At 65.8% G+C, this 21,208-nt stretch carries 17 protein-coding genes and 1 tRNA gene; 2 read left to right on the top strand and 16 right to left on the bottom strand.

Going from position 1 to position 21,208, the window contains the following annotated elements; translation table 11 throughout:
• Positions 1-124 precede the first annotated feature (124 nt).
• Positions 125-1,585, bottom strand: coding sequence for a 30S ribosomal protein S1 (gene rpsA, locus A4H34_RS07535; RefSeq protein WP_009198685.1), 1,461 nt, complete (start codon positions 1,583-1,585; stop codon positions 125-127).
• 189 nt (positions 1,586-1,774) lie between these two features.
• Here rpsA and A4H34_RS07540 point away from each other — a divergent pair, with 189 nt between their 5' ends.
• Positions 1,775-2,581 carry a class I SAM-dependent methyltransferase gene (locus tag A4H34_RS07540; protein ID WP_009198684.1) on the top strand — a complete coding sequence of 269 codons (807 nt, stop codon included), beginning with the start codon at positions 1,775-1,777 and terminating at the stop codon, positions 2,579-2,581.
• Here A4H34_RS07540 and polA read toward each other — a convergent pair.
• Positions 2,575-5,223 (bottom strand): DNA polymerase I, encoded by a 2,649-nt coding sequence (gene polA, locus A4H34_RS07545; protein WP_064231569.1) that lies wholly within the window; start codon positions 5,221-5,223, stop codon positions 2,575-2,577. The two genes, A4H34_RS07540 and polA, sit on opposite strands and share 7 nt — an antisense overlap.
• Positions 5,224-5,427: 204 nt before the next feature.
• Between polA and A4H34_RS11280 the strand changes: the two genes are divergently transcribed.
• A complete protein-coding gene (locus tag A4H34_RS11280; protein WP_064231570.1) occupies positions 5,428-5,826 on the top strand; it encodes a PaaI family thioesterase in 399 nt (132 codons plus the stop codon).
• A 6-nt stretch (positions 5,827-5,832) separates the two neighbouring features.
• Here the strand turns inward: A4H34_RS11280 and A4H34_RS07555 are convergent, their stop codons facing one another.
• The 14 genes from A4H34_RS07555 to A4H34_RS07620 all read right to left on the bottom strand — a co-directional run bounded on the left by A4H34_RS07555 (position 5,833) and on the right by A4H34_RS07620 (position 21,183).
• The gene (locus tag A4H34_RS07555; protein ID WP_064231571.1) at positions 5,833-6,459 is read right to left on the bottom strand and encodes an ANTAR domain-containing response regulator; all 627 of its coding nucleotides are present in this window, start codon (positions 6,457-6,459) and stop codon (positions 5,833-5,835) included.
• A gap of 148 nt (positions 6,460-6,607) precedes the next feature.
• Positions 6,608-6,688: transfer RNA gene (locus A4H34_RS07560), tRNA-Leu, on the bottom strand.
• 7 nt (positions 6,689-6,695) lie between these two features.
• Positions 6,696-8,123, bottom strand: a complete 1,428-nt coding sequence (gene pyk / locus A4H34_RS07565; protein ID WP_009198680.1) for a pyruvate kinase — start codon at positions 8,121-8,123, stop codon at positions 6,696-6,698.
• Positions 8,124-8,317: 194 nt separating this feature from the next.
• Positions 8,318-9,529, bottom strand: a complete 1,212-nt coding sequence (gene lgt / locus A4H34_RS07570) for a prolipoprotein diacylglyceryl transferase (protein ID WP_082903111.1) — start codon at positions 9,527-9,529, stop codon at positions 8,318-8,320.
• Positions 9,526-10,341, bottom strand: coding sequence for a tryptophan synthase subunit alpha (gene trpA / locus A4H34_RS07575; RefSeq protein WP_009198678.1), 816 nt, complete (start codon positions 10,339-10,341; stop codon positions 9,526-9,528). The genes lgt and trpA overlap by 4 nt, the downstream gene beginning before the upstream one ends.
• Positions 10,338-11,564 (bottom strand): tryptophan synthase subunit beta, encoded by a 1,227-nt coding sequence (gene trpB / locus A4H34_RS07580; RefSeq protein WP_009198677.1) that lies wholly within the window; start codon positions 11,562-11,564, stop codon positions 10,338-10,340. Before trpB ends, trpA begins: the two co-directional genes overlap by 4 nt.
• Positions 11,565-12,383 (bottom strand): indole-3-glycerol phosphate synthase TrpC, encoded by an 819-nt coding sequence (gene trpC / locus A4H34_RS07585; protein WP_009198676.1) that lies wholly within the window; start codon positions 12,381-12,383, stop codon positions 11,565-11,567.
• The gene (locus A4H34_RS07590; protein WP_231871000.1) at positions 12,370-13,875 is read right to left on the bottom strand and encodes a chorismate-binding protein; all 1,506 of its coding nucleotides are present in this window, start codon (positions 13,873-13,875) and stop codon (positions 12,370-12,372) included. The genes trpC and A4H34_RS07590 overlap by 14 nt, the downstream gene beginning before the upstream one ends.
• Before the next feature lie 239 nt (positions 13,876-14,114).
• Positions 14,115-14,996 (bottom strand): FKBP-type peptidyl-prolyl cis-trans isomerase, encoded by an 882-nt coding sequence (locus A4H34_RS07595; protein WP_009198674.1) that lies wholly within the window; start codon positions 14,994-14,996, stop codon positions 14,115-14,117.
• Positions 14,993-16,381, bottom strand: coding sequence for a Pup--protein ligase (gene pafA, locus A4H34_RS07600; RefSeq protein WP_231870981.1), 1,389 nt, complete (start codon positions 16,379-16,381; stop codon positions 14,993-14,995). The genes A4H34_RS07595 and pafA overlap by 4 nt, the downstream gene beginning before the upstream one ends.
• Positions 16,378-16,554, bottom strand: coding sequence for a ubiquitin-like protein Pup (locus A4H34_RS07605; protein WP_009198672.1), 177 nt, complete (start codon positions 16,552-16,554; stop codon positions 16,378-16,380). Before A4H34_RS07605 ends, pafA begins: the two co-directional genes overlap by 4 nt.
• A 161-nt stretch (positions 16,555-16,715) precedes the next feature.
• Positions 16,716-18,272, bottom strand: coding sequence for a depupylase/deamidase Dop (gene dop / locus A4H34_RS07610; RefSeq protein WP_064231573.1), 1,557 nt, complete (start codon positions 18,270-18,272; stop codon positions 16,716-16,718).
• A 16-nt stretch (positions 18,273-18,288) separates the two neighbouring features.
• Positions 18,289-20,025, bottom strand: a complete 1,737-nt coding sequence (gene arc / locus A4H34_RS07615; protein ID WP_064231574.1) for a proteasome ATPase — start codon at positions 20,023-20,025, stop codon at positions 18,289-18,291.
• A 63-nt stretch (positions 20,026-20,088) separates the two neighbouring features.
• Positions 20,089-21,183 carry a tRNA (adenine-N1)-methyltransferase gene (locus A4H34_RS07620; protein WP_064231575.1) on the bottom strand — a complete coding sequence of 365 codons (1,095 nt, stop codon included), beginning with the start codon at positions 21,181-21,183 and terminating at the stop codon, positions 20,089-20,091.
• Positions 21,184-21,208 lie beyond the last annotated feature (25 nt).

Raw genomic sequence — 21,208 nt, forward strand, 5'->3', positions numbered from 1 at the left:
CTTATAGAGTTTCTTCCAAAACCCCGCTGCAGGTCCGCCCCCTGCCGGACGGGCGCGGACGCAAAAAGGCGCGGGGCTCTGTCGTGCCCCGCACCTTCGCGACCGGTCGTCAAGCGGCCAGACGTCAGTTGTTCGTCAGCTTCTCACGCAGCGCGGCGAGAGCCTCGTTGGACACCAGCGTTCCGCCAGTCTCCGAGCCGGAAGAGTAAGACGCCTGCGCCGACTCGGTCTCCTCGGGAGCCGGGGCAGCGGCGGCGTCGGCCTCCAACGCCTTGGCGACTTGAGCCTTGTGGGCCTCCCAGCGGGCCTGCGCTGCGGCGTATTCGTTCTCCCAGGCCTCGCGCTGAGCCTCGAAGCCCTCGAGCCACTCGTTCGTCTCGGGATCGAAGCCCTCGGGGTACTTGTAGTTGCCGTCCTCGTCGTACTCCGCTGCCATGCCGTAAAGCGAAGCGTCGAAATCCTCCGAGTGGGGATCCACGCCCTCATTGGCCTGCTTGAGCGAGAGGGAGATGCGGCGGCGTTCCAGATCGATGTCGATGACCTTGACAAAGACGTCCTCGCCGACCTTGACGACCTGCTCCGGCAGATCGACGTGGCGCTGGGCCAGCTCCGAAATGTGGACGAGGCCCTCGATCCCGTCCTCGACGCGGACGAAAGCTCCGAAAGGCACGAGCTTCGTGACCTTGCCGGGCACGATCTGGCCGATGCCGTGGGTGCGCGCGAAAGTCTGCCAGGGATCTTCCTGCGTGGCCTTGAGCGAGAGAGAGACGCGCTCGCGGTCCATGTCGACGTCGAGGACTTCGACGGTGACCTTCTGGCCGACCTCGACGACCTCCGAAGGATGGTCGATGTGCTTCCAAGAGAGCTCGGAAACGTGGACGAGGCCGTCGACGCCGCCGAGATCGACGAAGGCGCCGAAATTGACGATGGAGGAGATGACGCCGTCGCGCACCTGCCCCTTCTTAAGGTTCGTGAGGAACTCGCCGCGCGCCTGGGACTGGGTCTCCTCGAGCCACGAGCGGCGCGAGAGGACGACGTTGTTGCGGTTCTTGTCGAGTTCGATGATTTTCGCCTCTATCTCCCGGCCGATGTAGGGCTGAAGATCGCGGACGCGACGCATTTCGACGAGGGAAGCGGGAAGGAATCCGCGCAGACCGATGTCGAGGATGAGGCCGCCCTTGACGACTTCGATGACCGTACCGGTGACGACACCGTCGGCTTCCTTGACCTCTTCGATCTGCGACCACGCACGTTCGTACTGCGCACGCTTCTTCGAAAGGAGCAGACGGCCTTCCTTGTCTTCCTTTTGGAGGACGAGCGCCTCGACTTGGTCGCCGACTTCGACGACTTCGTCGGGATTGATGTCGTGCTTTATCGACAGTTCCTTCGAGGGGATGACCCCCTCTGTCTTGTAGCCGACATCGAGAAGAACTTCGTCATGATCGACTTTGACGACAGTTCCTTCGATTATGTCGCCGTCGTTGAAATACTTGATGGTTGCATCGACGGCGGCAATAAGGTCTTCCTCGGACCCGATGTCGTTGATTGCGACCTCGGGCAGCGAGGCGGGGGTGTTTGCGGTCATGAAATAATGACTCCGATACGGACAATTGTAGAGATATGGATAAATACGATGTGGAAGGCCCACACCAAGTCCAGAGTCTACGGGACGATTCTCGGCTGCGCAAGCGCTTTGTGGCGTCATGACGCGGATAATCTGATCGATTCCCTCAATCGGCTCTGAACCGGGCTTTGTCACACAAAGGAGATTGCCATGTGGGTGGGCCGCGAACCCCTGGACCCGGACGAACGTCCCAGCGTTGCGCATTCGCGTTGGTGGTCCGCCAACGCTGCGGACTACCTGGCAGAACACGGCGACGTGCTGGGCGAGGCCGACTTCGTGTGGGGGCCGGAGGGGCTCGACGAATCCGAGGCCGAGATACTGGGCGATCCGTCGAAGCTTCGAGGCTCCCGCATCCTCGAAATCGGGGCGGGGGCGGCGCAGTGCTCCAGATATCTCGCGGGCCTGGGCGCACGCGTCGTCGCAACCGACGTCTCGCTGGGCATGCTGGCCGAGGCGGCCTCGATCAACGCGTCCGCATTGGCGAAGGCGCCGCTCGTCGCAGCCGACGGGCTCCGCCTTCCCTTCGCCGACGGCTCTTTCGACGTCGTCTTCACGAGCTTCGGCGTCGTCCCCTTCGTCGAGGACCTCGAAGCCCTGTTTGCCGGCGTGGCGAGAGTGCTCGCCCCCGGAGGGGTCTTCGCCTATTCGGCCCCACACCCCGTGCGATGGATGTTCCCCGACTCGCCGACGAAGCGCGACATGACCGTCACGACGTCCTACTTCTCTTCCGATCCTTACGTTGAGCGCGGGGACGACGGCGAGCTGGTCTACGTCGAATGCCACCACACGCTGAGCGAGCACATGAACGCCCTGACGACCGCGGGCTTCGCGATCGAACGCGTGTGGGAGCCCGAGTGGCCGGAGGGGAGGGAGGTCGTCTGGGGCGGATGGGGCCCGGAGCGGTCTCCCTGGATTCCCGGAACGCTCATCGTCCGCGCAAAACGGAAGTGTCAGTGAGCTGCCTCACGCCAAGACGAACCCACGCCTATTCCCACGGAGAGCGGAACCGCCAGCTCGACGGCGTTCTCCATCTCCCGCCGGACGACGGCCTCGACGGCGTCGCGCTCCCCCGGCGCGATTTCCAGGACGAGTTCGTCGTGGACCTGCAGCAGAACGCGCGAGCGCATCTCTTTCATCGAATCGACCACGGCGACCATGGCGAGCTTGATGATGTCCGCCGCCGATCCCTGGATCGGGGCGTTGAGGGCCATGCGTTCGGCCGCCTCCCGAGCCTGCCTGTTGGTCGAGTTGAGGTCGGGAAGATAGCGGCGGCGTCCGAGGATCGTCTGAGTGTACCCCTCCTTGCGGGCCTCCTGGACCAGAGAGTCGAGATACGTGCGCACCCTGCCGAAGCGCGAGAAGTAATCGTCCATGAGCGCCTGCGCCTGGGCCACCGAAATGCGCAGCTGCTTCGACAGCCCGTAGGCGGAGAGCCCGTAGGCCAGGCCGTAGCTCATCGCCTTGATGTGCGAGCGGTCGTCGGCCGTGACCTTTTCCTCGGGAACGCCGTAGACGCGCGAGGCGACGTAGGTGTGCAGGTCCGCGCCTTCGCGAAACGCCTCTATGAGCTCGACATCGCCCGAAAGCGCCGCCATGAGCCGCATCTCGATCTGCGAATAGTCCGCCGTCATGATCGATTCATAGCCCTCTCCGGGCACGAAGGCGGCGCGGATGCTGCGGCCCTCCGCGGTTCGCGCATGGATGTTCTGAAGATTGGGGTCGGTCGAGGAGAGCCTGCCGGTTGCCGCCGCGGTTTGCTGGAACGTGGTGTGTATCCGTCCGTCGCGGACCGACCGCTGAAGGCCGACGACGGATTGACGCAGTTTGATGGCGTCGCGGTGCTCGAGGAGGGAGGCGAGGAACTGCTGGCCCGCGAGGGCTTTGTCGTCCTCGCGTCCAGCGATGCTCACGGCAAGGTTCGCGAGGGCGTCGGCGTTGGTGGTGTGACCGGATTTCGTCTTGCGAGTCGGCGGCAGTCCCAGCTGGTCGAAGAGGACCTCCTGAAGCTGCTTGGGGCTCGACAGGTTGACCTCGCCTCCGATGGCGTCGTAGGCCGAGCGGGCCGCCGCGAACACCCTCCCGTCGAAGTCCTGCCTCAACTGTTCGAGAAGGCCTTCGTCCACGGCTATCCCCGCGTCCTCCATTTCCCCGAGCGTGCGGGAAACCGCCATTTCGAGGTCAAGCAGGGCTCCGTCCTCTCCCCTTTCGGCGAGTTCGGAGTCGAAGGCATCGGCGAGCTCGACGAGCGCCGCAGCGGCTGCCGCGCCGTCGTCGGAATCGACGTCGTCGAAAAGCGTCGCCGGGCTCTTTCGGCCCTCGATCTCCCTGCCCAGATAGCGGATGACGAGGTCGTCAAGGTCGTAGACCCGCTGGTCGGGATGCAATAAATAGGCTTGGAGAAGCGTGTCGCGGCGCACCCCGTCGAGTTCGACGCCGATGTTGCGAAGCGCGTGCCCCGCGCCCTTCGCCCCGTGAAGGACCTTGGGACGGCCTGGATCGGCTAGGAACGCGCCGAGGGCTTCCGCGTCGTCCTTCCACTGGCGAACCCACGCCCTTCCGCCGGGGGCGCCGACGGCGACCGCCCCGCCCGAAGGCAAGGCGTCGGAATCGACGAGGACGACGCCGCACGGGCCCTCGACCTGCGCGAGCCACTCGGCGAAGGGCTCGCGCGAAACGAAGACCTCCGCTGCTTTCCCCGATGCGTCGGCGTCGCCCCCGCCGCGCGCCGGGATCTCGGCGAGCACCCTGCTGCGCAGATTGCGGAAGCCGAGGGTGTCGAACAGCGCGTGAAGGGCGTCCCTGTCGACTCCGATCGGGCGCAGTTCCTCTATGTCTTCGACGATCGGGAGGTCGCGCACGAGTTCGTTCAGCGTCATGTTGAGGCGCACCTGCTCGGCGTTGGCCCGCAGCGATTCGCCGGCCTTTCCCTTGATCTCGTCGGCGTGGGCGAGAATTTCCTCGACGCCTCCGTAGGCCGCGATCCATTTGGCCGCCGTTTTGGGCCCCACCCCCGGGACGCCGGGAATGTTGTCGGCGTTCTCTCCCACGAGCGCAGCAAGGTCCCGATAGTTGGAAGGGAGCACGCCCGTCTTGTTGAGGACGCCGTCGGCGTCGAGGACCTGCGTCTCAGACCGAGGCATCGGGTAGAGGACCGTGCACCGCTCGTCCACGAGCTGGAAAGCGTCTTTGTCCCCCGAGGATATGTAGACTTGCATCCCGCTTTCTTCCCCTCGCGCGGAAAGCGTGGCGACGATGTCGTCGGCCTCATAGTCCTCAACGGTCAGCCAGCGGACGCCCATGGCGTCCAAAGACTGTTGGATGAGCTCGATCTGCCCCGCGAACTCCGCCGGGGTTTCGCCGCGACCCCCCTTGTAGTCGCCGTACATTCGCGTGCGGAAAGTCCCGCCGGGAAGGTCGAAGGCGACGGCGATGTGAGTGGGCTCGTAATCGGCGATGAGCTTGAGAAACGTGGTGAGGAAGCCCGAGACAGCATTTGTGTGCTGCCCGCCGTCGGTGACGAAGTTTTCCGCGCGCAAGGCGTAGAACGCCCGAAACGCGAGCGAATGGCCGTCGATGAGAAGGAGAGTCGAGTCTTTCACCCTTACAACTCTAGTGCCTCCTGGCGGCCCCGGAGCTTCCGGACGGAAGCGACGCCCTCGCTTCGGCCGTGTTTTCCCCCGCGAGCCAAACAGTCCGCCTCCTCGGCGAGGCGACCTGGGCTTTCGGCGAGGCGACCTGGGCTTTCAGCGAAGCGATTTCGGCTTTCGGCTGGCGCGACCCCGGGAGCTGTTACGATCGTCGGCATGCATTCACTTGAGGAATTCGGCGAAAGCGCCCTTGGCGAGCTGGCCTCGCGCATGGGGCTGAGCTTCGTCCGCGCGGACGCCGAAGCAGTCGAGATGCGCATGCCGACGGAGGGAAACCGCCAGGGCCTGATGCTTTTGCACGGCGGCGCCAACGGCGTGCTCCTCGAACATGCCGGGTCGGTGCTGGCGATGTTCAACGCCCCCGCCGGCCGTGTCCCGGTGGGGACCGAACTGTCCGTGAGCCAGCTGCGCTCGGTGACGGAGGGATGCGTGACGGCAAAGGCGACCGTCGTTCATCGAGGGCGGTCGAGCATGTGCGTCGGCGTCGAGATACGCGACGACTCCGGCGAGTTGACCGCCGTGGGAAGGCTGTCGCTAGTGTTCGTTCGGAGGTGACGGGTGTCAGTCGCGGCCGCCGACCTGTTCGATGACTGCGTCCGCAACCTCCCTCATCGTGAGCCGACGGTCCATCGACGTCTTCTGGATCCACCGGAAGGCCTCGGGCTCGGACAGCCCCATCTTCGCCTCGAGAAGGCCTTTGGCCCGGTCGACCCTTTTGCGCGTCTCAAATTGTTCCGCAAGATTGGAAACTTCGTTTTCCAGCGCAAGGATCTCCTGGCTGCGAGAAAGAGCGATCTCGACGGCGGGAATGAGGTCCGCGGGAGTGAACGGCTTGACCACATACGCCATGGCGCCCGCGTCCCGCGCCCTTTCGACGAGCTCGCTCTGTGAAAATGCGGTGAGCATGACGACGGCGCATCTTTTCGCCGCTAGAATCTTCTCAACCGCGGTGATGCCGTCCATCCCGGGCATCTTCACGTCCATGACGACGAGGTCCGGGTCAAGCTCCGCGGCAAGCTCGATGGCCTTTTCGCCGTCGCCGGCCTGCCCGACGACCTCGAATCCGGCTTCTTCAAGGGTTTCGACGATGTCCAGCCTGATAAGGGCTTCGTCTTCGACGACCAAGGCACGGTACGCCGTGCTCGGAGTCGAGGCCTGCTCGGTCCCCGAGTCAGCATCATTTGCCATATGTACTGTCTCCTTCGACTGTGCCTCCGATTTGATTCGTGATGCGTCCATACTAGCGCGACGAACCGCGCAACGTGGTGTTTTTTTAACGGAAGTCCGAAAACTGCAAAGACGCGATGCCCAGGAAAAGGCCCGCCACAGAAGAGTGTGCTCCCGGCGGGACTCGAACCCGCACGCACGAGGCGCCGCATTTTGAGTGCGGTGTGTCTGCCAATTCCACCACAGGAGCCGGTTCCTCAGCCGTGCCGAGGAAGCGTCTCACCCATTTTATGGACTCGAATCGTATTCGTCGAACCGGACTCGCCAGCGGGCATTCCTGCGACGACGACGATGCGATCTCCGTCCACGGCCATACCGAGCTCGCGCAGAAGATGGTCGACTTGCGCCACCATATCGTCGGTGTGCTTGACGTGGGGAACGGTGAACGTCGTCAAGCCCCATGTGAGCGCAAGCTGATTGCGCACATCAGGGTCGGGGGTGAAACACAGAATGGGAAGGCGTGCGCGCAGCCGTGCCTCGCGTCGAGCAGTCTGGCCGGTTTCCGTGAACACGACGAGGTCTTTCACGCCCAGAGCTTCGCCGATTTCCATGGCGGCGCGAGTTATAACGCCGTTGCGCGTCCTGTGAAGGTTGCCGATGAGCGGGATTTGTTCCATCCCGTGTTCCTCGGCGTACTCGATGATCGATGACATCGTCTCGACGCACTCGATCGGGAACTTTCCGACGGAGGTTTCTCCCGAAAGCATGACGGCGTCGGCTCCGTCCATGACCGCGTTCGCGCAATCTGAGGCCTCGGCGCGCGTCGGGCGCGGATTGTCGATCATAGAATCGAAGACCTGAGTGGCGACGATGACGGGCTTCGAGCGCTTGCGAGCCAAAGAAATCGCCCGCTTTTGCACGAGCGGCACCTGCTCGAGGGGAAGCTCGACGCCGAGGTCGCCTCGCGCGACCATGATGCCGTCGAAGGCCCTGACGATATCCTCCAAGTTCTCGACGGCTTGGGGCTTTTCGATCTTGGCTATGACCGGGCGGCGGATTCCGACCTGGTCCATGATCTCGTGGACGTCGTCGACGTCTGAGGGAGTGCGGACGAAGGATAGCGCGATGAAATCGGTGCCGAAGTTGAGACCCCATTCGAGGTCCTCGCGGTCTTTCTCAGAAAGCGCCGGAACGGAAACGGCGACGCCGGGAAGGTTGACGCCCTTGTTGTTCGAAACGGGGCCGGGGACGATGACCTCCGTGCGCACGGTCGTGTCCGTGACGTCAAGCACGCGGACAGCCACCTTGCCGTCGTCGATGAGGATGCGGTCGCCAGGCTTGCAGTCGCCTGGCAGTCCCTCGTAGGTCGTGGAAACAAGTTCCTTCGTTCCGGGAACGTCCTCGGTGGTTATCGAGAATATGTCTCCGATGGCTAGATCGTGGGGCCCGTCGGCGAAACGCCCGAGGCGAATCTTGGGGCCCTGGAGATCGACGAGGACAGCGATGGCCTGCCCCGTGATCTCGGCAGCCTTGCGGACGCGCCGAATGCGCTCTTCGTGCTCGGCGTGGGTCCCGTGCGACGCGTTGATGCGTGCGACATTCATTCCGGCTCTCGCCAGAGCAAGGATTTCCTCCTGCGAATCGGTTGCAGGGCCCAAGGTACACACAATCTTCGCTCTTCGCATGTATCCAAGACTACCCGAGCGAGGGCGGCGCGGCACTCAACGCGCACAGCGTTGAGCGCCACATCACGTCGACGGCGACGAATCGCTGCGCTTTCATAACCGCCTTTTGCGGCCCCTGGCTTCGCATCGGACGGTTTGGGCTTTTCGCAGCCGGTCCCCAGCCTCTTTTGCCCCTTCGGCGCTCTTTGGAAAGCCTAGGGCTTCTGCCCGTCGGCCTCCCGTGCCGCTTCGGGCGTCCCTCCGTCGGCGTCGGCCGTCTCCGCGGCCGCAGGGGAAGCTTCGGGTTTCTCCGTTTTCCCCTCGACCCCGTCGGGCTTGCCTTCGCCGGACTTTTCGGCTGCGAGCTCGGAGATCTTCTTGGCCAGCCCTGCCTTCTCTTGGGCGGCGGCGATCTTCCTCCGAGCCTCCTTCTCCCATTTGGTCAGTTTGTCCCGTTCGCCGACTTCTTCGCCGTCGGCGCCTTTCCCGGCATCGGCGCCGTCCTTCCCCTCGGCGTCGACGTCCTTTTCAGCCTTGCCCTTTTCTGCGTCCTCCTCCGAGCCTATGCGCTCGAGGAACTTCTGGCGCGCCTCGTCGCTCACCCAGATGTCGTCGACGTCGGGGTCTTCCTTCACGCGTCGGCGGAGGACGACGAATGCGACAAGCCCGCCGAGGAAGACAATGATTGAGGTCCAAACGTTCAGGCGCAAGCCGAACACAAGATTCGCCTTGTCGATGCGCAGCGTCTCGATCCACAGTCTGCCCGCCGTGTAGTACATGACGTAGCAGGCGAAAAGCTGGCCGCCGACGAGCTTGAACCGCCTGTCGAGCAGGGCGAGCAACACTGCCCCCGCCAAACACCACAGCAGTTCGTAGAGGAAAGTCGGATGGAACGTCGTGGCCTCGGGATATCCTCCGACGATGTGGCGGGCGTCGACCTCGAGCGCCCAGGGGACGGAAGTCGGCTTTCCATACAGCTCTTGGTTGAAGTAGTTGCCGATCCGGCCTATCGCCTGAGCCGTGAGAAGCGCGGGGGCTATGGCGTCGCCGATCGGCATGAGACGCAGCCCGTAGTGCCTCGCCACGAGCCAGGCGCCGACCCCGCCGAACGTTATCGCGCCCCAAATGCCCAAGCCGCCGTTCCAGACGGCAAAAGCCTGTAGCGGGTTCTTGCCCCTGCCGAAGTAGAGTTGATGGTCGGTGACGACGTGGTAGATCCTCGCGCCGACGATTCCGAAGACCACCATGGAAAAGAGGAGGTCTCCGACGACGACGTCCGGTCCTCCTTTGGCGCGATACCGCCGCAGAAGTATCCACCACGCGGCGGCGATGCCGCAGATGATCGCCAGGGCGTACGCGCGAATCGTGAGCGGGCCGACGCTCCACGAGCTCACCGGCGGGGACGGTATAGAAGCAAGGACGCTCATTGTTCCTCTCCGTGTGCGGCGAGGGCGAGGCCCTCCGCTGTCGTTCTCATGTCGCGCAGCCCCTGCAGGCCGCCCCGCATGAGCGGGCGGATGAGGGCGGAGCCGACGATGACGCCGTCGGCGTAGGAGGCGACGTTCGACGCGTGGGCGGGCGTCGTCACGCCGATTCCCACACACACGCGCCGCGCTCCGGCGGCTCTCGTGCGTGCCACGAGGTCGCGCGCCTTCTCGTCAAGGCTGGCCCGCTCCCCCGTGACTCCCATCGTCGATGCAGCGTAGACGAAGCCCCGCGAAGCCTGTGCGACTCTACGCAGTCTATCCTCTCGCGAGGATTGCGCAACAAGGAAGACTCGGTCCAAGCCAAGCGCGTCGGAAACCTGCAGCCATTCGTCCGCGTGGTCAGGAATGAGGTCGGGGGTGATGAGGCCCGCCCCGCCGGCCGACGCCAGATCGCGGGCGAAGCGCTCGATTCCGTAGCGGAAGACGAGATTGAAGTAGGTCATGACGATCGGGGTCGCGCCGGCACCGGCAATGGCTTCAACCATCGCGAACGTGTCCGCCACGCGGGTCCCGCCCTCGAGGGCCATGCGAGTCGCCTCCTGGATCACTCCGCCGTCCATCGACGGGTCCGAGTAGGGCACGCCGACCTCCACGACGTCGGCCCCCGCCGCCACAAGCTCCTTGGCCGCCGCAATCGAACCGGGGAGGTCGGGGAAGCCGACGGGCAGATATCCAACGAATGCGGCGCCGCCGCGTTCCTTGGCCGCGTCGATGGCCTGCCCCACCTTGGACGTTTGCGTCTCTTCCCTCACAGCGTCTCCCCCTTGCCTTCAATGCCGAAGTAGTCCATTGCGGTTTGCACGTCCTTGTCGCCCCTTCCCGAAAGAGAGACGAGAATCGTGGGCGGCCTGTTTCCCGCAGCCTGAGCCTCCAGGCCGATCTGAAGGGCGCCGGCCAAGGCGTGGGCGGATTCGATGGCCGGGAGGATCCCTTCCTCGCGGGTGAGAAGCCGGAAGGCCTCCATGGCCGCATCGTCGTCGATCGCCCGGTACTCCGCCCTTCCGATCGAGTGCAGCCACGCGTGCTCGGGGCCGACGCCGGGATAGTCCAAGCCCGCCGAAATCGAGTGGGACTCGACCGTCTGGCCGTCCTCGTCCTGCATGAGATAGCTCATCGAACCGTGGAAAATGCCCAGAGAGCCGGCGTTGATCGTCGCCGCGGTCTTTCCCGAGGCGACGCCGGAGCCGCCGGCCTCGCATCCGACGAGCCGCACCGACGGGTCGTCGAGGAAGGCGTTGAACAGACCGATGGCGTTCGATCCGCCGCCGACGCAGGCCACGGCGACGTCGGGGAGCTCGCCCGTCAGCTCGAGCACCTGGGCCCGGGCCTCCTCGCCGATGACCTTTTGCAGGTCGCGCACGAGGGCCGGGAACGGATGCGGCCCGGCGGCCGTGCCGAAAACGTAGTTCGTCGTCTCGACGTTCGTCACCCAGTCGCGGAACGCTTCGTTGATGGCGTCCTTGAGCGTGGCCGACCCTGCGGTGACAGAAATCACCTTTGTGCCGAGCAGCTCCATCCTCGCCACGTTGAGGGCCTGCCGGCGCACGTCCTCGGCGCCCATGTAGATCGTGCAGTCGAGGCCCAAGAGGGCCGCCGCCGTAGCCGTGGCGACGCCGTGCTGGCCCGCCCCGGTCTCGGCGATAATGCGCGTCTTTCCGACGGCCCTGGTCAAGAGCGCCTGCCCCAGCACGTTGTTGATCTTGTGCGATCCGGTGTGGTTGAGGTCTTCGCGCTTGAGGATGATGCGCGCCCCTCCGGCGTGGCGCGCGAACTTGGGCGTCTCGGTGACGATCGACGGACGGCCCGAATAGGTCCGGCCCAGGCGGTCAAGCTCCTCCCGAAAATCCGGATCGTCCTTGAGCCGCTGCCAGGCGGCCGAAAGGTCGTCCAAAGCCGTCACGAGCGCCTCGGGTACGTACCTTCCCCCGAAGTCGCCGAAAAACGGCCCCTGAACGGCGCCGAGCTGCTGATTCACTTACCTCTCCCTTGCATCGAGTGACGGGTGGTGCCCGACGGCGACCATGTCGCCTATTGCTGAACGCGGATCGCCCGAGGTCACGAGCGCTTCCCCGACGAGGACGGCGTTGGCGCCGCTGCGGGCGTAGTTGAGGACGTCCTGCGGTCCGCGCACGCCCGACTCAGCCACCTTCACCGTGCCGCTTGGCAGGATGTCGACGACTTGGTCGAACACCCGCATGTCGACGTCGAGCGTCTTGAGATTGCGCGCGTTGACGCCGACGACGCGCGCCCCGGCGTCGATCGCCCTCCTGGCCTCTTCGCGATCGTGCGTCTCTACGAGCGCCGTCATCCCGAGCGAGTGGATGCGTTCGACGAAAGACATGAGAACGGTCTGTTCGAGCGCGGCCACGATGAGCAGGACGATGTCGGCGCCGTGGGCCCTCGCCTCCCAAATCTGATACGGCGTGACGATGAAATCCTTGCGCAGCACGGGCGTTCCCACCCGCGCTCGGACGGCGTCCAGATCGTCCAGGCTTCCCCTGAAACGTCTCTTCTCCGTGAGGACCGAGATGGCCGCCGCCCCTCCCTCTTCATACATTTGAGCCAGGCGGGCCGGGTCCTCGATGGACGCCAAGCTTCCTTTGGACGGGCTCGACCTCTTCACCTCGGCGATGATCGACAGGCTGCGTTCGCTGTTGCCGCGAAGCGCGTCCTCGGCCGAGAGCGCCGAGGGCATTTTTCGCGCCCGTTCCTTGAGGTCCTCGAGGCTCACGCGCGCCTGACGCGCCGCGAGGTCCTCGCGCACCCCCGCGATGATCGAATCAAGTACTGCCATTTTTACCTCCCACGTCTTGCCCGACGGCTTGCAGCCGATTGGCGATTTGAACGGCGCGAACGGCCGCGGCGGCCTTGTTTCGCGCCTCGACGTACTCAGTTTGCGGCACCGAGTCGGCCACTATCCCGGCGCCGGCCTGGACGCTTGCGCGCCCGGCGTGAACGACCGCCGTCCGAATGGCGATCGCCAAGTCGGCGTTTCCCGAGAAGTCGAAATATCCAACGACGCCCCCGTACAAGCCCCTGCGGGCGGGCTCCAGCCGATCGATGAGCTCGATGGCGCGCGGCTTGGGCGCGCCCGAAAGCGTTCCGGCGGGAAAGACCGCCGCCAAGCAGTCGACGGGCGTCTTTTCCTCGTCGATGCGGCCGGAGACGGTCGATGAAATGTGCATGATGTGGCTGTAGCGCTTGACCTCCATGAACGTCTCGACCTCGACGGTTCCCGGGACGCAGACTTTCGCCAGATCGTTGCGTCCGAGATCGACGAGCATGACGTGCTCCGCCCGCTCCTTGGGGTCGGCCAGCAGTTCGCGCTCGTAGGCCTCGTCCTCGGAGACCGTCGCTCCGCGGGGCCGGGAGCCCGCGATCGGGAACATCGTGATTCGCGACTGCGAGACGCGCATGAGCGTCTCGGGCGAGCTGCCGACCACGGAGAAGGAGCCTCCGGCGCCGTCGGACAGCTTAAGGAAGTACATGTAAGGAGACGGGTTGACGGTGCGGAGCGCGCGGTAGACGTCGAGGGGGTCGGCCTCGCACTCGATATCCGCCCGCTGAGAGAGAACCACTTGGAAGACCTCGCCGTCGCGAACCGCTTCCTTCCCGGCGAGGACCGCCTTTTCGAAGTCCTCCTGGGAGACCCTCATCGTCGGTTCGTCCGGCTCGCCAGAATCGAGGCCGACGGCGAAAAGCGGCACGGGATCGGCCAGATCCCGCTCCATCCGCCGAAGGCGTCCGACTGCCCGGTCGTATGCCTCGGCGGCGCCCTCCGCCCGATTGTTCGCATTGATCGCGTTGGAGATGAGCCACACTTCGCCTTTGTGGTGGTCGACCGCGACCATGTCGGCAGCCAGGCACATGGCGGCGTCGGGGCCGTCGAGTTCGCGGGGCGCCGTGCGCGAAAGCGTCGGCTCCCAGTCGTAGAGCGTGTCCCACCCGAGCGCTCCGACCAAACCCCCCGTCAACGGCGGCAGGCCGGCGAACGCCGGCGTGCGGAGCTGGTCGACGGCGTCGGCGAGCATCGACGTCGCGCTGCCCGAAAGCGACAGACCCTCAGGGGTCTCCCCTTCCCATCGAGCCTCTCCCCCGATCGCAATGAGATGGGCGAGGGAGCGGACTCCGACGAAGGACCACCGATCCCACGTGCCGTCGCGCTCCGCGGATTCGAGGATGAACGTGCCGTCGCCTTCCGCGAGGCGCCTGTAGATGCCGAGGGGCGCCGCGTCGTCGACGAGGACCTTTTCCACGACGGGAATGACCCTTCGCGAAGCCGCCATGTCGAGGAACTCGTCCTTGGGCGGCCACACCTGTCCCCAGCGCAATTCCTCAGGGTTGGAAATCACCCAGCCACCTCTTTCGATCGAAGTGGGACGAAGCAGAAAGCCGCCCGGAAGGAACGGTGCGCAATGTCTGCTGTCGACCCGCTCGTGTTCGTCGTCGTTCTTAGGTTACTAGCATCGGGGACGGCTCACCGACTCGCGTCAGAAGGCGAGACGGGTCCGCGAAACGCCGACGGTCACGGGGCGGCGGTTTTCTCTTTTCCCGGCGAGGAGGAGAGGATGCCGAGGATGTCTACGACCACGATGCGATCGCCCTCGCCTTGGGCAAAAGACGCGGGGATGAGGACGACGACGCGCGATCCCACCTTTTGATCGACGAGGCCTTCCGCCAGCCCGCGCATCGCCTTGTCGAGCTTGAGCTTGACGGGCTTGCCGCCGTTCCACGTCGTGTCGACGATCTGCCCTTTTGTGTCATAAATCGCGTACTGAACGGCGAGGGTGTCCCCCTTGGACACCTGGTCTCCCGACCCTTCGACGAATGGGACGACGGCGAGCTCTGGAATCGGCTGGCCCGACGCCTTGATCGCGGGGCCTCCGCCGTCGGCGACGGAAAGGGAGGGCATTCCCGAAGGCGCGGGATTGGGGGCGGGCGCTTTCTTTCCCTGGGCTATCGTGCTGAAGACGTCGACCACGATGATCTCGGCGCTTTGGCGGTTTCCATCGACCAACCCCGGGCGCTTGAAAACGAGCCGGCTTCCCTCTTTGACGCCCACGAGGTCGTCGGCGATGTCGCCCAAGCCTTTCTTCGACACTTCGGCCAGCCGAAGATTCCCCGAATTGTACGCGGAGACGATCTTCCCAGAGCGCGAATCGAAGGAAGTCGCCCGCAGCAGAGCCGTCTGCCCCTTGTCGATGGCGTTTCCCTTCCCCTTGATGAGGACGTCTTTGACGACGTTTCTCGGGGCTGACGGGCAGTCCACGTCGACGGTGACGGCCGAGCCGAAGGCGCCGTTGACGCCCACCTTGCACTCGCCTTTCGCGGAGTGGTCGCAGGCCGTCAAGGCGGCGAGGGCCAGGGAGGCGGCCGCAGCTGCGCGAACGGCGCGGGCCCGGCTCACCGATCCGTCTCTTCCATGAGGCGGTCCACCCTTTCGTCGACCGAGGCGAAGGGGTCCTTGAGGACGACGGAACGCGTGCCCTCGGCCTCGAGAAGCCTGAGGTTCGTCCAATCGACGGCGTAGTCGAGGCGGCGTCGGCGGGCCTTCTCGACGAAGTCGCCCCGCAACTTGGCGCGAGTGTCGGACGGCGGCGTCGTCATAGCCTCCTGGACGGCCTCGGGCGAGGCAAAGGTTCGCAGCATGCCGGTCTCCTCCATGGACGGGCGCAGGCCCGCCGCGGTGATGTCGTGATAGGCGAGGTCAAGCCTGGCCAGCCTGGGATCGTCAAGCGTCGCGCCCGCGCGCTCCATATATCTGGAGAATAGCGAAAGCTTGGCCGCCCAGTCGATTTCAGTCGCGACGGCCGAGGTGTCCCCGGATTTGACCGATTCGACGGCGCGCCCCCACAAGTCCAGCAAATACGAGGTCGATGCGTCCAGGTCCGCCGTGTACCCCTTGGCGTCGAAATGCCGCAAGACCGCCTCGCGGGTGCGCTCTTGGACCTCGATCGGGGTGATCCACCCGCCGTCGGCCAGTTCGAGCCGCGCGCGTCCGGTTAGGTCCACGCTCGTCTCGCGTATCGCCAAGACGGGGTCGGCAAGCTCCATGCGCGGCAGGATTCCTCCGTCTTCCAGCATGGCGAGGACGGCCTGGGTCGCGGCGACCTTGAGCGCCGTCGTCGCCTCGCACATGTTGGAGTCGCCGACGATGACGTGCATTCGTCGGTAGAGCTCCGGGTCTCCGTGCGGTTCGTCGCGCGTGTTGATCATCGGGCGAGACCTCGTGGAGGCCGACGAGATGGCGTCCCACATCTGGTCCGCGCGCTGGGAGAAACAGTAGGCGGCCGCGCCGTCCTTGGCGCGGCGGATGCATCCGGCCCCCGCGACGATCTGGCGCGTGACGAAGTAGGGCAGCGTGGCCGCGATCCGGGTGCGGTAGTCGGTGCGGCGGCGCACAAGGTAGTTCTCGTGGCACCCGAACGAGTTGCCCGCGGCGTCAAGGTTGTTCTTGAACAGGTGGATGCGTCCGCCTACGCCCTTGGAGGCCAGGCGCGAATCGGCCTGCGCGGCCATCGAGGCGTACAGGCGCTCGCCCGCGCGGTCGTTGGCCACGAGGTCGGCGACCGAGCGGCATTCGGCAGTGGCGTACTCGGGATGGGCGCCGACGTCGAGGTAGAGCCGGGCCCCGTTGGAGAGGAACGAGTTGGTCGAGCCGCCCGCCGCGAGAATCGGGCGGAAGAGCTCGGCCGCCGCCGCTTCGACGTCGAGGGGCGGCTCGCCTCCCGAGTCGGAGGCGCACATGAGGCCGAACTCGGTCTCCAAGCCCATGATCCGCTGGGGAATCACTGGCCGCCCTTTTGAACGAAGCCCTGGACGAAGGACTCGGCGTTAGTTTCCAAAACGGAGTCGATCTCGTCAAGGATCGAGTCGACGGCCGAGGTTTGCCTGTGCGCCTGCGGGATGTCGGAAACGGTCTGCTCTTCGACCCTCTTGCGCGGCTGAGCGAATTCTTGTGTCATCGGGTGCCTTTCTCCTTCTGCGTTGATGTGTGTGGAAAGCCCGTCGCTGTGGCGCGGAAAGCCCGTCGCCGTGCGGGCGCTCGCTGCGACGCGGATCTGCCCGGCGTTCCGTCGGGCCGGGGCGAAGGGTGCCTCGTCCGCCGGCGGGGATTGCCGGGCTCTCAGCCCGCGCCGAGGCGCCTGAGAAAATCGGCCGGATCGCTCGCTGCGGCGAGCATCTGCCCGACGTGCGCCTCGGTCCCCCTCTCCGGATGAAGGGTCGGCAAACGCACGAGTTCCCGGGAGTCGTCGAGGACGACGCCATCCCATCCCGCCGCCGGAACGGCGGAAGGAAACTTGGCCACAAGCCCTCCCCTGAGGAATGCGCGGGTGTCCTTCGGCGCCTGCGCCGCGGCCCGCTCGACGTCGTCGCGACCGAAGAGACGCGCGACTTGGCCGGCGGCGTCGAGCCTTTCGACGATCGACTTGCCGGGCCGCAGATCGTGCCATTGCAGATCGACGGCGCGGAGTTTGGCGTCGTCCCACGCCAGGCCGCCGCGTTCGCGCATCCCTTCGAGGAGGCGGCGTTTGGCCGCCCACTCGACCATCGGGGCCGCAGCGTCCCAGTCGCGCCGATCGAGCAGGTCGAGGACCAGCTGCCAGTATTCGAGGACCTCGGCGGTGTCGGGATCGGCTCCGCCGCGGCGCTCGACGGCCTCGCGGACGGCGTCGAGGTAGATGCGTTGAACGTCCAAGGCCGTCTTCGTCGAGCCGTCGTGCATGTCGAGCCCAGCGAAAGGATCGTGCGAGATCTGCCAAGCCGCTGCAACCGGCGAGTGAAGGAGGACCGAGTCGAGGGCGAGCGGAACCTCGTCGATCTCGATCAGCCATAAGACGGCGCAGGTCGAGCCGACCTTCAGCAGGTTCGACACGTCGAAGAGGTTGGCGTCGCCGCCGATGACGTGCAGCCGGCGGTAGAGCGAGTAGTCGGCGTGGGGCTCGTCGCGCGTGTTTATGATCGGCCGATTGAAGGTCGTCTCCAGGCCGACGTCGTTCTCAACGTAGTCGGCGCGCTGGGAGATCTGGAATCCAGGGAACTCGCTGGCCTGGCCGAGCCCCACCCGACCGGCGCCGCACAGGAGCGGGCGCGTGACGAAGAAGGGGGTCATGTACCTGACGACGTCGGCGAAGCTGGACTCCCGGCTCATGAGGTAGTTCTCGTGCGAGCCGTAGGCCGCGCCCTTGCCGTCGACGTTGTTCTTGTAGACCGCGACCTCGCGCCCCTCGGCGCGAAGCTGCTCCATGGCCTCGATTGCCACGGCCTCCCCTGCGCGGTCCCAGAGGACGGCCGCGCGCGGTGAAGCCGTCTCGGGCGAGGAGTACTCGGGATGCGCGTGATCGACGTAGAGCCGCGCCCCGTTCGCCAATACGAGGTTCGCCGCACGCGGGCGACGCAGCGACGAAACGTCCCTGATCTGCTCGACCTCGCCGAAGGCGGGCGCCGAGGCTTCGGGAGAGTCCGTGAGCAGGGAGGGGTGGACGTCCCCGCGGCCCAGCCGGTATCCCCTCGCGTCGTTGAGCGGGTCCTCTCCGTGGAAGTCCCATCCAGTCGAGGCGCCGGTCCTGCGGCCGTAGGCCTCGACCAGGTCGGCCGAGAGGGCGATCGGGCTCGCTCCCGGCTCGCTCGGCTCGAGAATGCCGAATTCGGTTTCCATTCCCACGATTCTGCGCACAGTCATGAGATCAGCCCTCTCATCAGATCAGCCCTCCGGACCTGGCGGGGTCGAATTCGCGAAGAGAGCGGCCGCCGCCCTCGACGGCATCGGCGGCCTCGCCTCGCGCGAGCTCTTCACCGGCCTCGCCTGCCCTTTCATTCGTTTCCTCCGCGCCGTCCCGCGCTCCGCCGATCCGGTCGGAAGCTCCGCGGAAAAGCGGCCGGACGTCGACGACGCGCTCGCCGCGTCCGCGGGCGTTGACCCGCGCCCATTCCTCGGGGTTGACCGCCGTGGCGACGTCTTCGCCCGCGAGCGCCTCTTCGCGCACGGCTGCACGGACGTGTTCGACGTCGATGCCCCGCGTCCCCGTGGCGAGGAAGTCCTTGATGGCCAGCTTCTTCGCTCGGTCGACGACGGCCGCAAGGAGCGCGCCGGAGACCATGTCGGAGACGTAGAGCACCTCGCGTGCCCCGCTCGAGTACGCGAGTTCGACGTACTCGTTTTTCGGGACGCGCGCGAAAAGCTCATCGACGGCGGCCTCTCGCAGCGCCCGCGCGGCGTTCTCCCTGCTTCCCTCGGCCTCGACGGCCTCGGCCCGCAAAGGCAGATCCGCCGTCAAGTACTTTGAGAGAATGTCGAGGCTCCCCTCGCGCGTCGGCCTCTCGATGCGGATCTTCACGTCGAGGCGGCCCGGGCGCAGGATCGCCGGATCGATCATGTCCTCGCGGTTGGAGGCGCCGACGACGATGACGTTGTGCAGCGCCTCGACCCCGTCTATCTCCGCCAGAAGCTGGGGAACCACGGTCGTCTCGACGTCGGAGGAGATCCCCGACCCGCGCGTGCGGAAAAGGGCTTCCATCTCGTCGAAGAAGATGACGACGGGTATGCCCGCGGCGGCGCGGTCGCGCGCACGAGAGAAAATCTCGCGAATCTGGCGCTCCGTCTCTCCCACGTATTTGTCGAGCAGCTGCGGGCCCTTGATGTTGAGGAAGTAGCTGCGGGCCCGCTCGCTTCCCTCCTTCGCCGCGATGCTCGCCGCCAGCGAGGTGGCCACCGCTTTGGCGATGAGGGTCTTGCCGCATCCGGGAGGTCCGTAGAGCAGAACCCCTTTGGGAGGCTTGAGCCCGTGCTCCCGGTAGAGCTCGGGCTGCTCGAAGGGAAGCTCGACGGTGTCCTTGATCTGTTGGATCTGCGGGCCGAGGCCTCCGATGTCCGCGTAGGAGACGTCCGGGACCTCTTCGAGGAGCAGGTGCTCGACGTCGGGGCGTTCGACGACGTCCAGCACGATGCCGTTGCGCATGTCGGCGACCACGGTGTCCCCCACACGCAGCGTTCCGGGCTCTATCTTGCCTGAGACGTACATGATTCGGTGCTCGTCTTGGTGGACGCGCACGAGGGCTCTGCGCTCGTCCACGAGCATCTCGATCCCGACGATCGTTCCGGTTTCCTCGTAGCCTGCGGCCTCGATCGCCACGAGGGACTCATTGAGACGAACCTCCTGGCCGACCGTCAGGCTCTCGGTCTTCAGCGAGGCGGCCGCGGCGAGGTTCATTTTTCGTCCGCCGACGTAGGCGTCGATGGATCCGTCGTCGGCGTGCGCCTTGAGGAAGGTGGCGAAGGATGCGGGAGGGTGGGACAGGGAGTCAACCTGCGCTCCCAACTCTTCGATGCGCGTGCGCGCGGCTGTCAACGCCTGGGTCAGGCGCTCGTTCTTCTCTTCCAAGGAGACGACCTGCTGGCGAAGCTCGTAGAGCGGGTTGTGGCTGGGGACGGTCATGGGTGCCTTTCGTTCTTACCCGTCAATGATATTCGCCGAGGCTTGAAGCCGCGGCATCGTGAGTCACTCCGACGCCGCCGGCCCCTCCCCGCCTTGCCTTCGGGCCTTCTTCTCCCTGGCCCGTTCCTCAACCTCCGCCTCGATCTTCTCTTTCATCGCCCTGCCGTGGCGTCCCGCCTCGGATCGTCCTGTCTCTTCGACGTCGGCCCTGTGGGCGACGTCGCGGCGCACCTTGCGAAGCTTGCGTTCGGAAATTGTGCGCTCAGCGTATTCGGCCTCCCACGCGGGGGCCTCGGAGTACGCGGCCTTGGCGGGCCTGCGCGTCGGCTGCAGCGGTTCGACGCCGGGCGCCAGCCTCCGGGCCAGGGCGAGGAAGCCCGTGTGCGCCACCATCCGGTGGTTGGGCCTGACGGCGAGACCTTCCAGATGCCAGGTTCGCACGAGGGTCTCCGAGGCGGAAGGCTCCGTGAACAGCCCGCTTGCACGCAGTTCTTCGACGAATCGGGAGAGCTGGGTGGTCGTGGCGACGTAGGCGAGGACGACGCCGCCGGGCCTGAGCGCGCGGGCCGCCGCCTCAACGAGGTCCCACGGGGCCAACATGTCCAGGATGACGTGGTCGAGCTCGCCCTCTTCGAGCTCCTCGAGGACGTCGAGCGCCTCCCCCGTCCGAATCGTCCACGGCGGACACTCCTCGCCGTACCACGAGCGAACGTTCGCCTCTGCTATTTCGGCGAATTCCGGGCGGCGCTCGGCCGAGAGGACGTGGCCGCCCGGCCCCGCCGCGGCGAGAAGGGACAGGGTCAGCGCACCAGACCCAAGGCCCGCCTCGAAAACGCGGGCGCCGGGGAAGACGTCGGCGGCGTGGACGATCTGGGCGGCGTCCTTGGGGTAGACGACCGTCGCCCCGCGCGGCATCGACAGCACGTAGTCGGAGACGAGCGGGCGGAGCGCCAGAAAACGCCTGCCTTCTTCGGTCTCGACTACGGTTCCCTCCTCGCGGCCGATGAGCTCGCCGTGGCGGAACGAGCCCCTGGTCGATTGGAAGTAGCCGTCGCTTGTGAGGGAGATCGTGTACTGGCGACCCTTCGGGTCGGTTAGCTGCACGCGTTCGCCCGCTTTGAACGGGCCGCGGCGGCGCGAGGAAGTCGGTCCGGTCATGGTCTCAGATTCTAGCGAGCCAATG

It is taken from the genome of Peptidiphaga gingivicola, from assembly GCF_001652275.1.
Taxonomy (GTDB): domain Bacteria; phylum Actinomycetota; class Actinomycetes; order Actinomycetales; family Actinomycetaceae; genus Peptidiphaga; species Peptidiphaga gingivicola.

What these genes read in the sequence shown, in the direction of transcription:
- A4H34_RS11280 (WP_064231570.1), top strand. Translation starts at nt 5,428, where the DNA reads ATGCATTCACTTGAGGAATTCGGCGAAAGCGCCCTTGGCGAGCTGGCC.
- dop (WP_064231573.1), bottom strand. Translation starts at nt 18,272, where the DNA reads ATGACTGTGCGCAGAATCGTGGGAATGGAAACCGAATTCGGCATTCTC.
- A4H34_RS07605 (WP_009198672.1), bottom strand. Translation starts at nt 16,554, where the DNA reads ATGACACAAGAATTCGCTCAGCCGCGCAAGAGGGTCGAAGAGCAGACC.
- arc (WP_064231574.1), bottom strand. Translation starts at nt 20,025, where the DNA reads ATGACCGTCCCCAGCCACAACCCGCTCTACGAGCTTCGCCAGCAGGTC.
- rpsA (WP_009198685.1), bottom strand. Translation starts at nt 1,585, where the DNA reads ATGACCGCAAACACCCCCGCCTCGCTGCCCGAGGTCGCAATCAACGAC.
- A4H34_RS07620 (WP_064231575.1), bottom strand. Translation starts at nt 21,183, where the DNA reads ATGACCGGACCGACTTCCTCGCGCCGCCGCGGCCCGTTCAAAGCGGGC.
- A4H34_RS07540 (WP_009198684.1), top strand. Translation starts at nt 1,775, where the DNA reads ATGTGGGTGGGCCGCGAACCCCTGGACCCGGACGAACGTCCCAGCGTT.
- pyk (WP_009198680.1), bottom strand. Translation starts at nt 8,123, where the DNA reads ATGCGAAGAGCGAAGATTGTGTGTACCTTGGGCCCTGCAACCGATTCG.
- trpC (WP_009198676.1), bottom strand. Translation starts at nt 12,383, where the DNA reads ATGGCAGTACTTGATTCGATCATCGCGGGGGTGCGCGAGGACCTCGCG.
- A4H34_RS07590 (WP_231871000.1), bottom strand. Translation starts at nt 13,875, where the DNA reads ATGGCGGCTTCGCGAAGGGTCATTCCCGTCGTGGAAAAGGTCCTCGTC.
- A4H34_RS07555 (WP_064231571.1), bottom strand. Translation starts at nt 6,459, where the DNA reads ATGGCAAATGATGCTGACTCGGGGACCGAGCAGGCCTCGACTCCGAGC.
- lgt (WP_082903111.1), bottom strand. Translation starts at nt 9,529, where the DNA reads ATGAGCGTCCTTGCTTCTATACCGTCCCCGCCGGTGAGCTCGTGGAGC.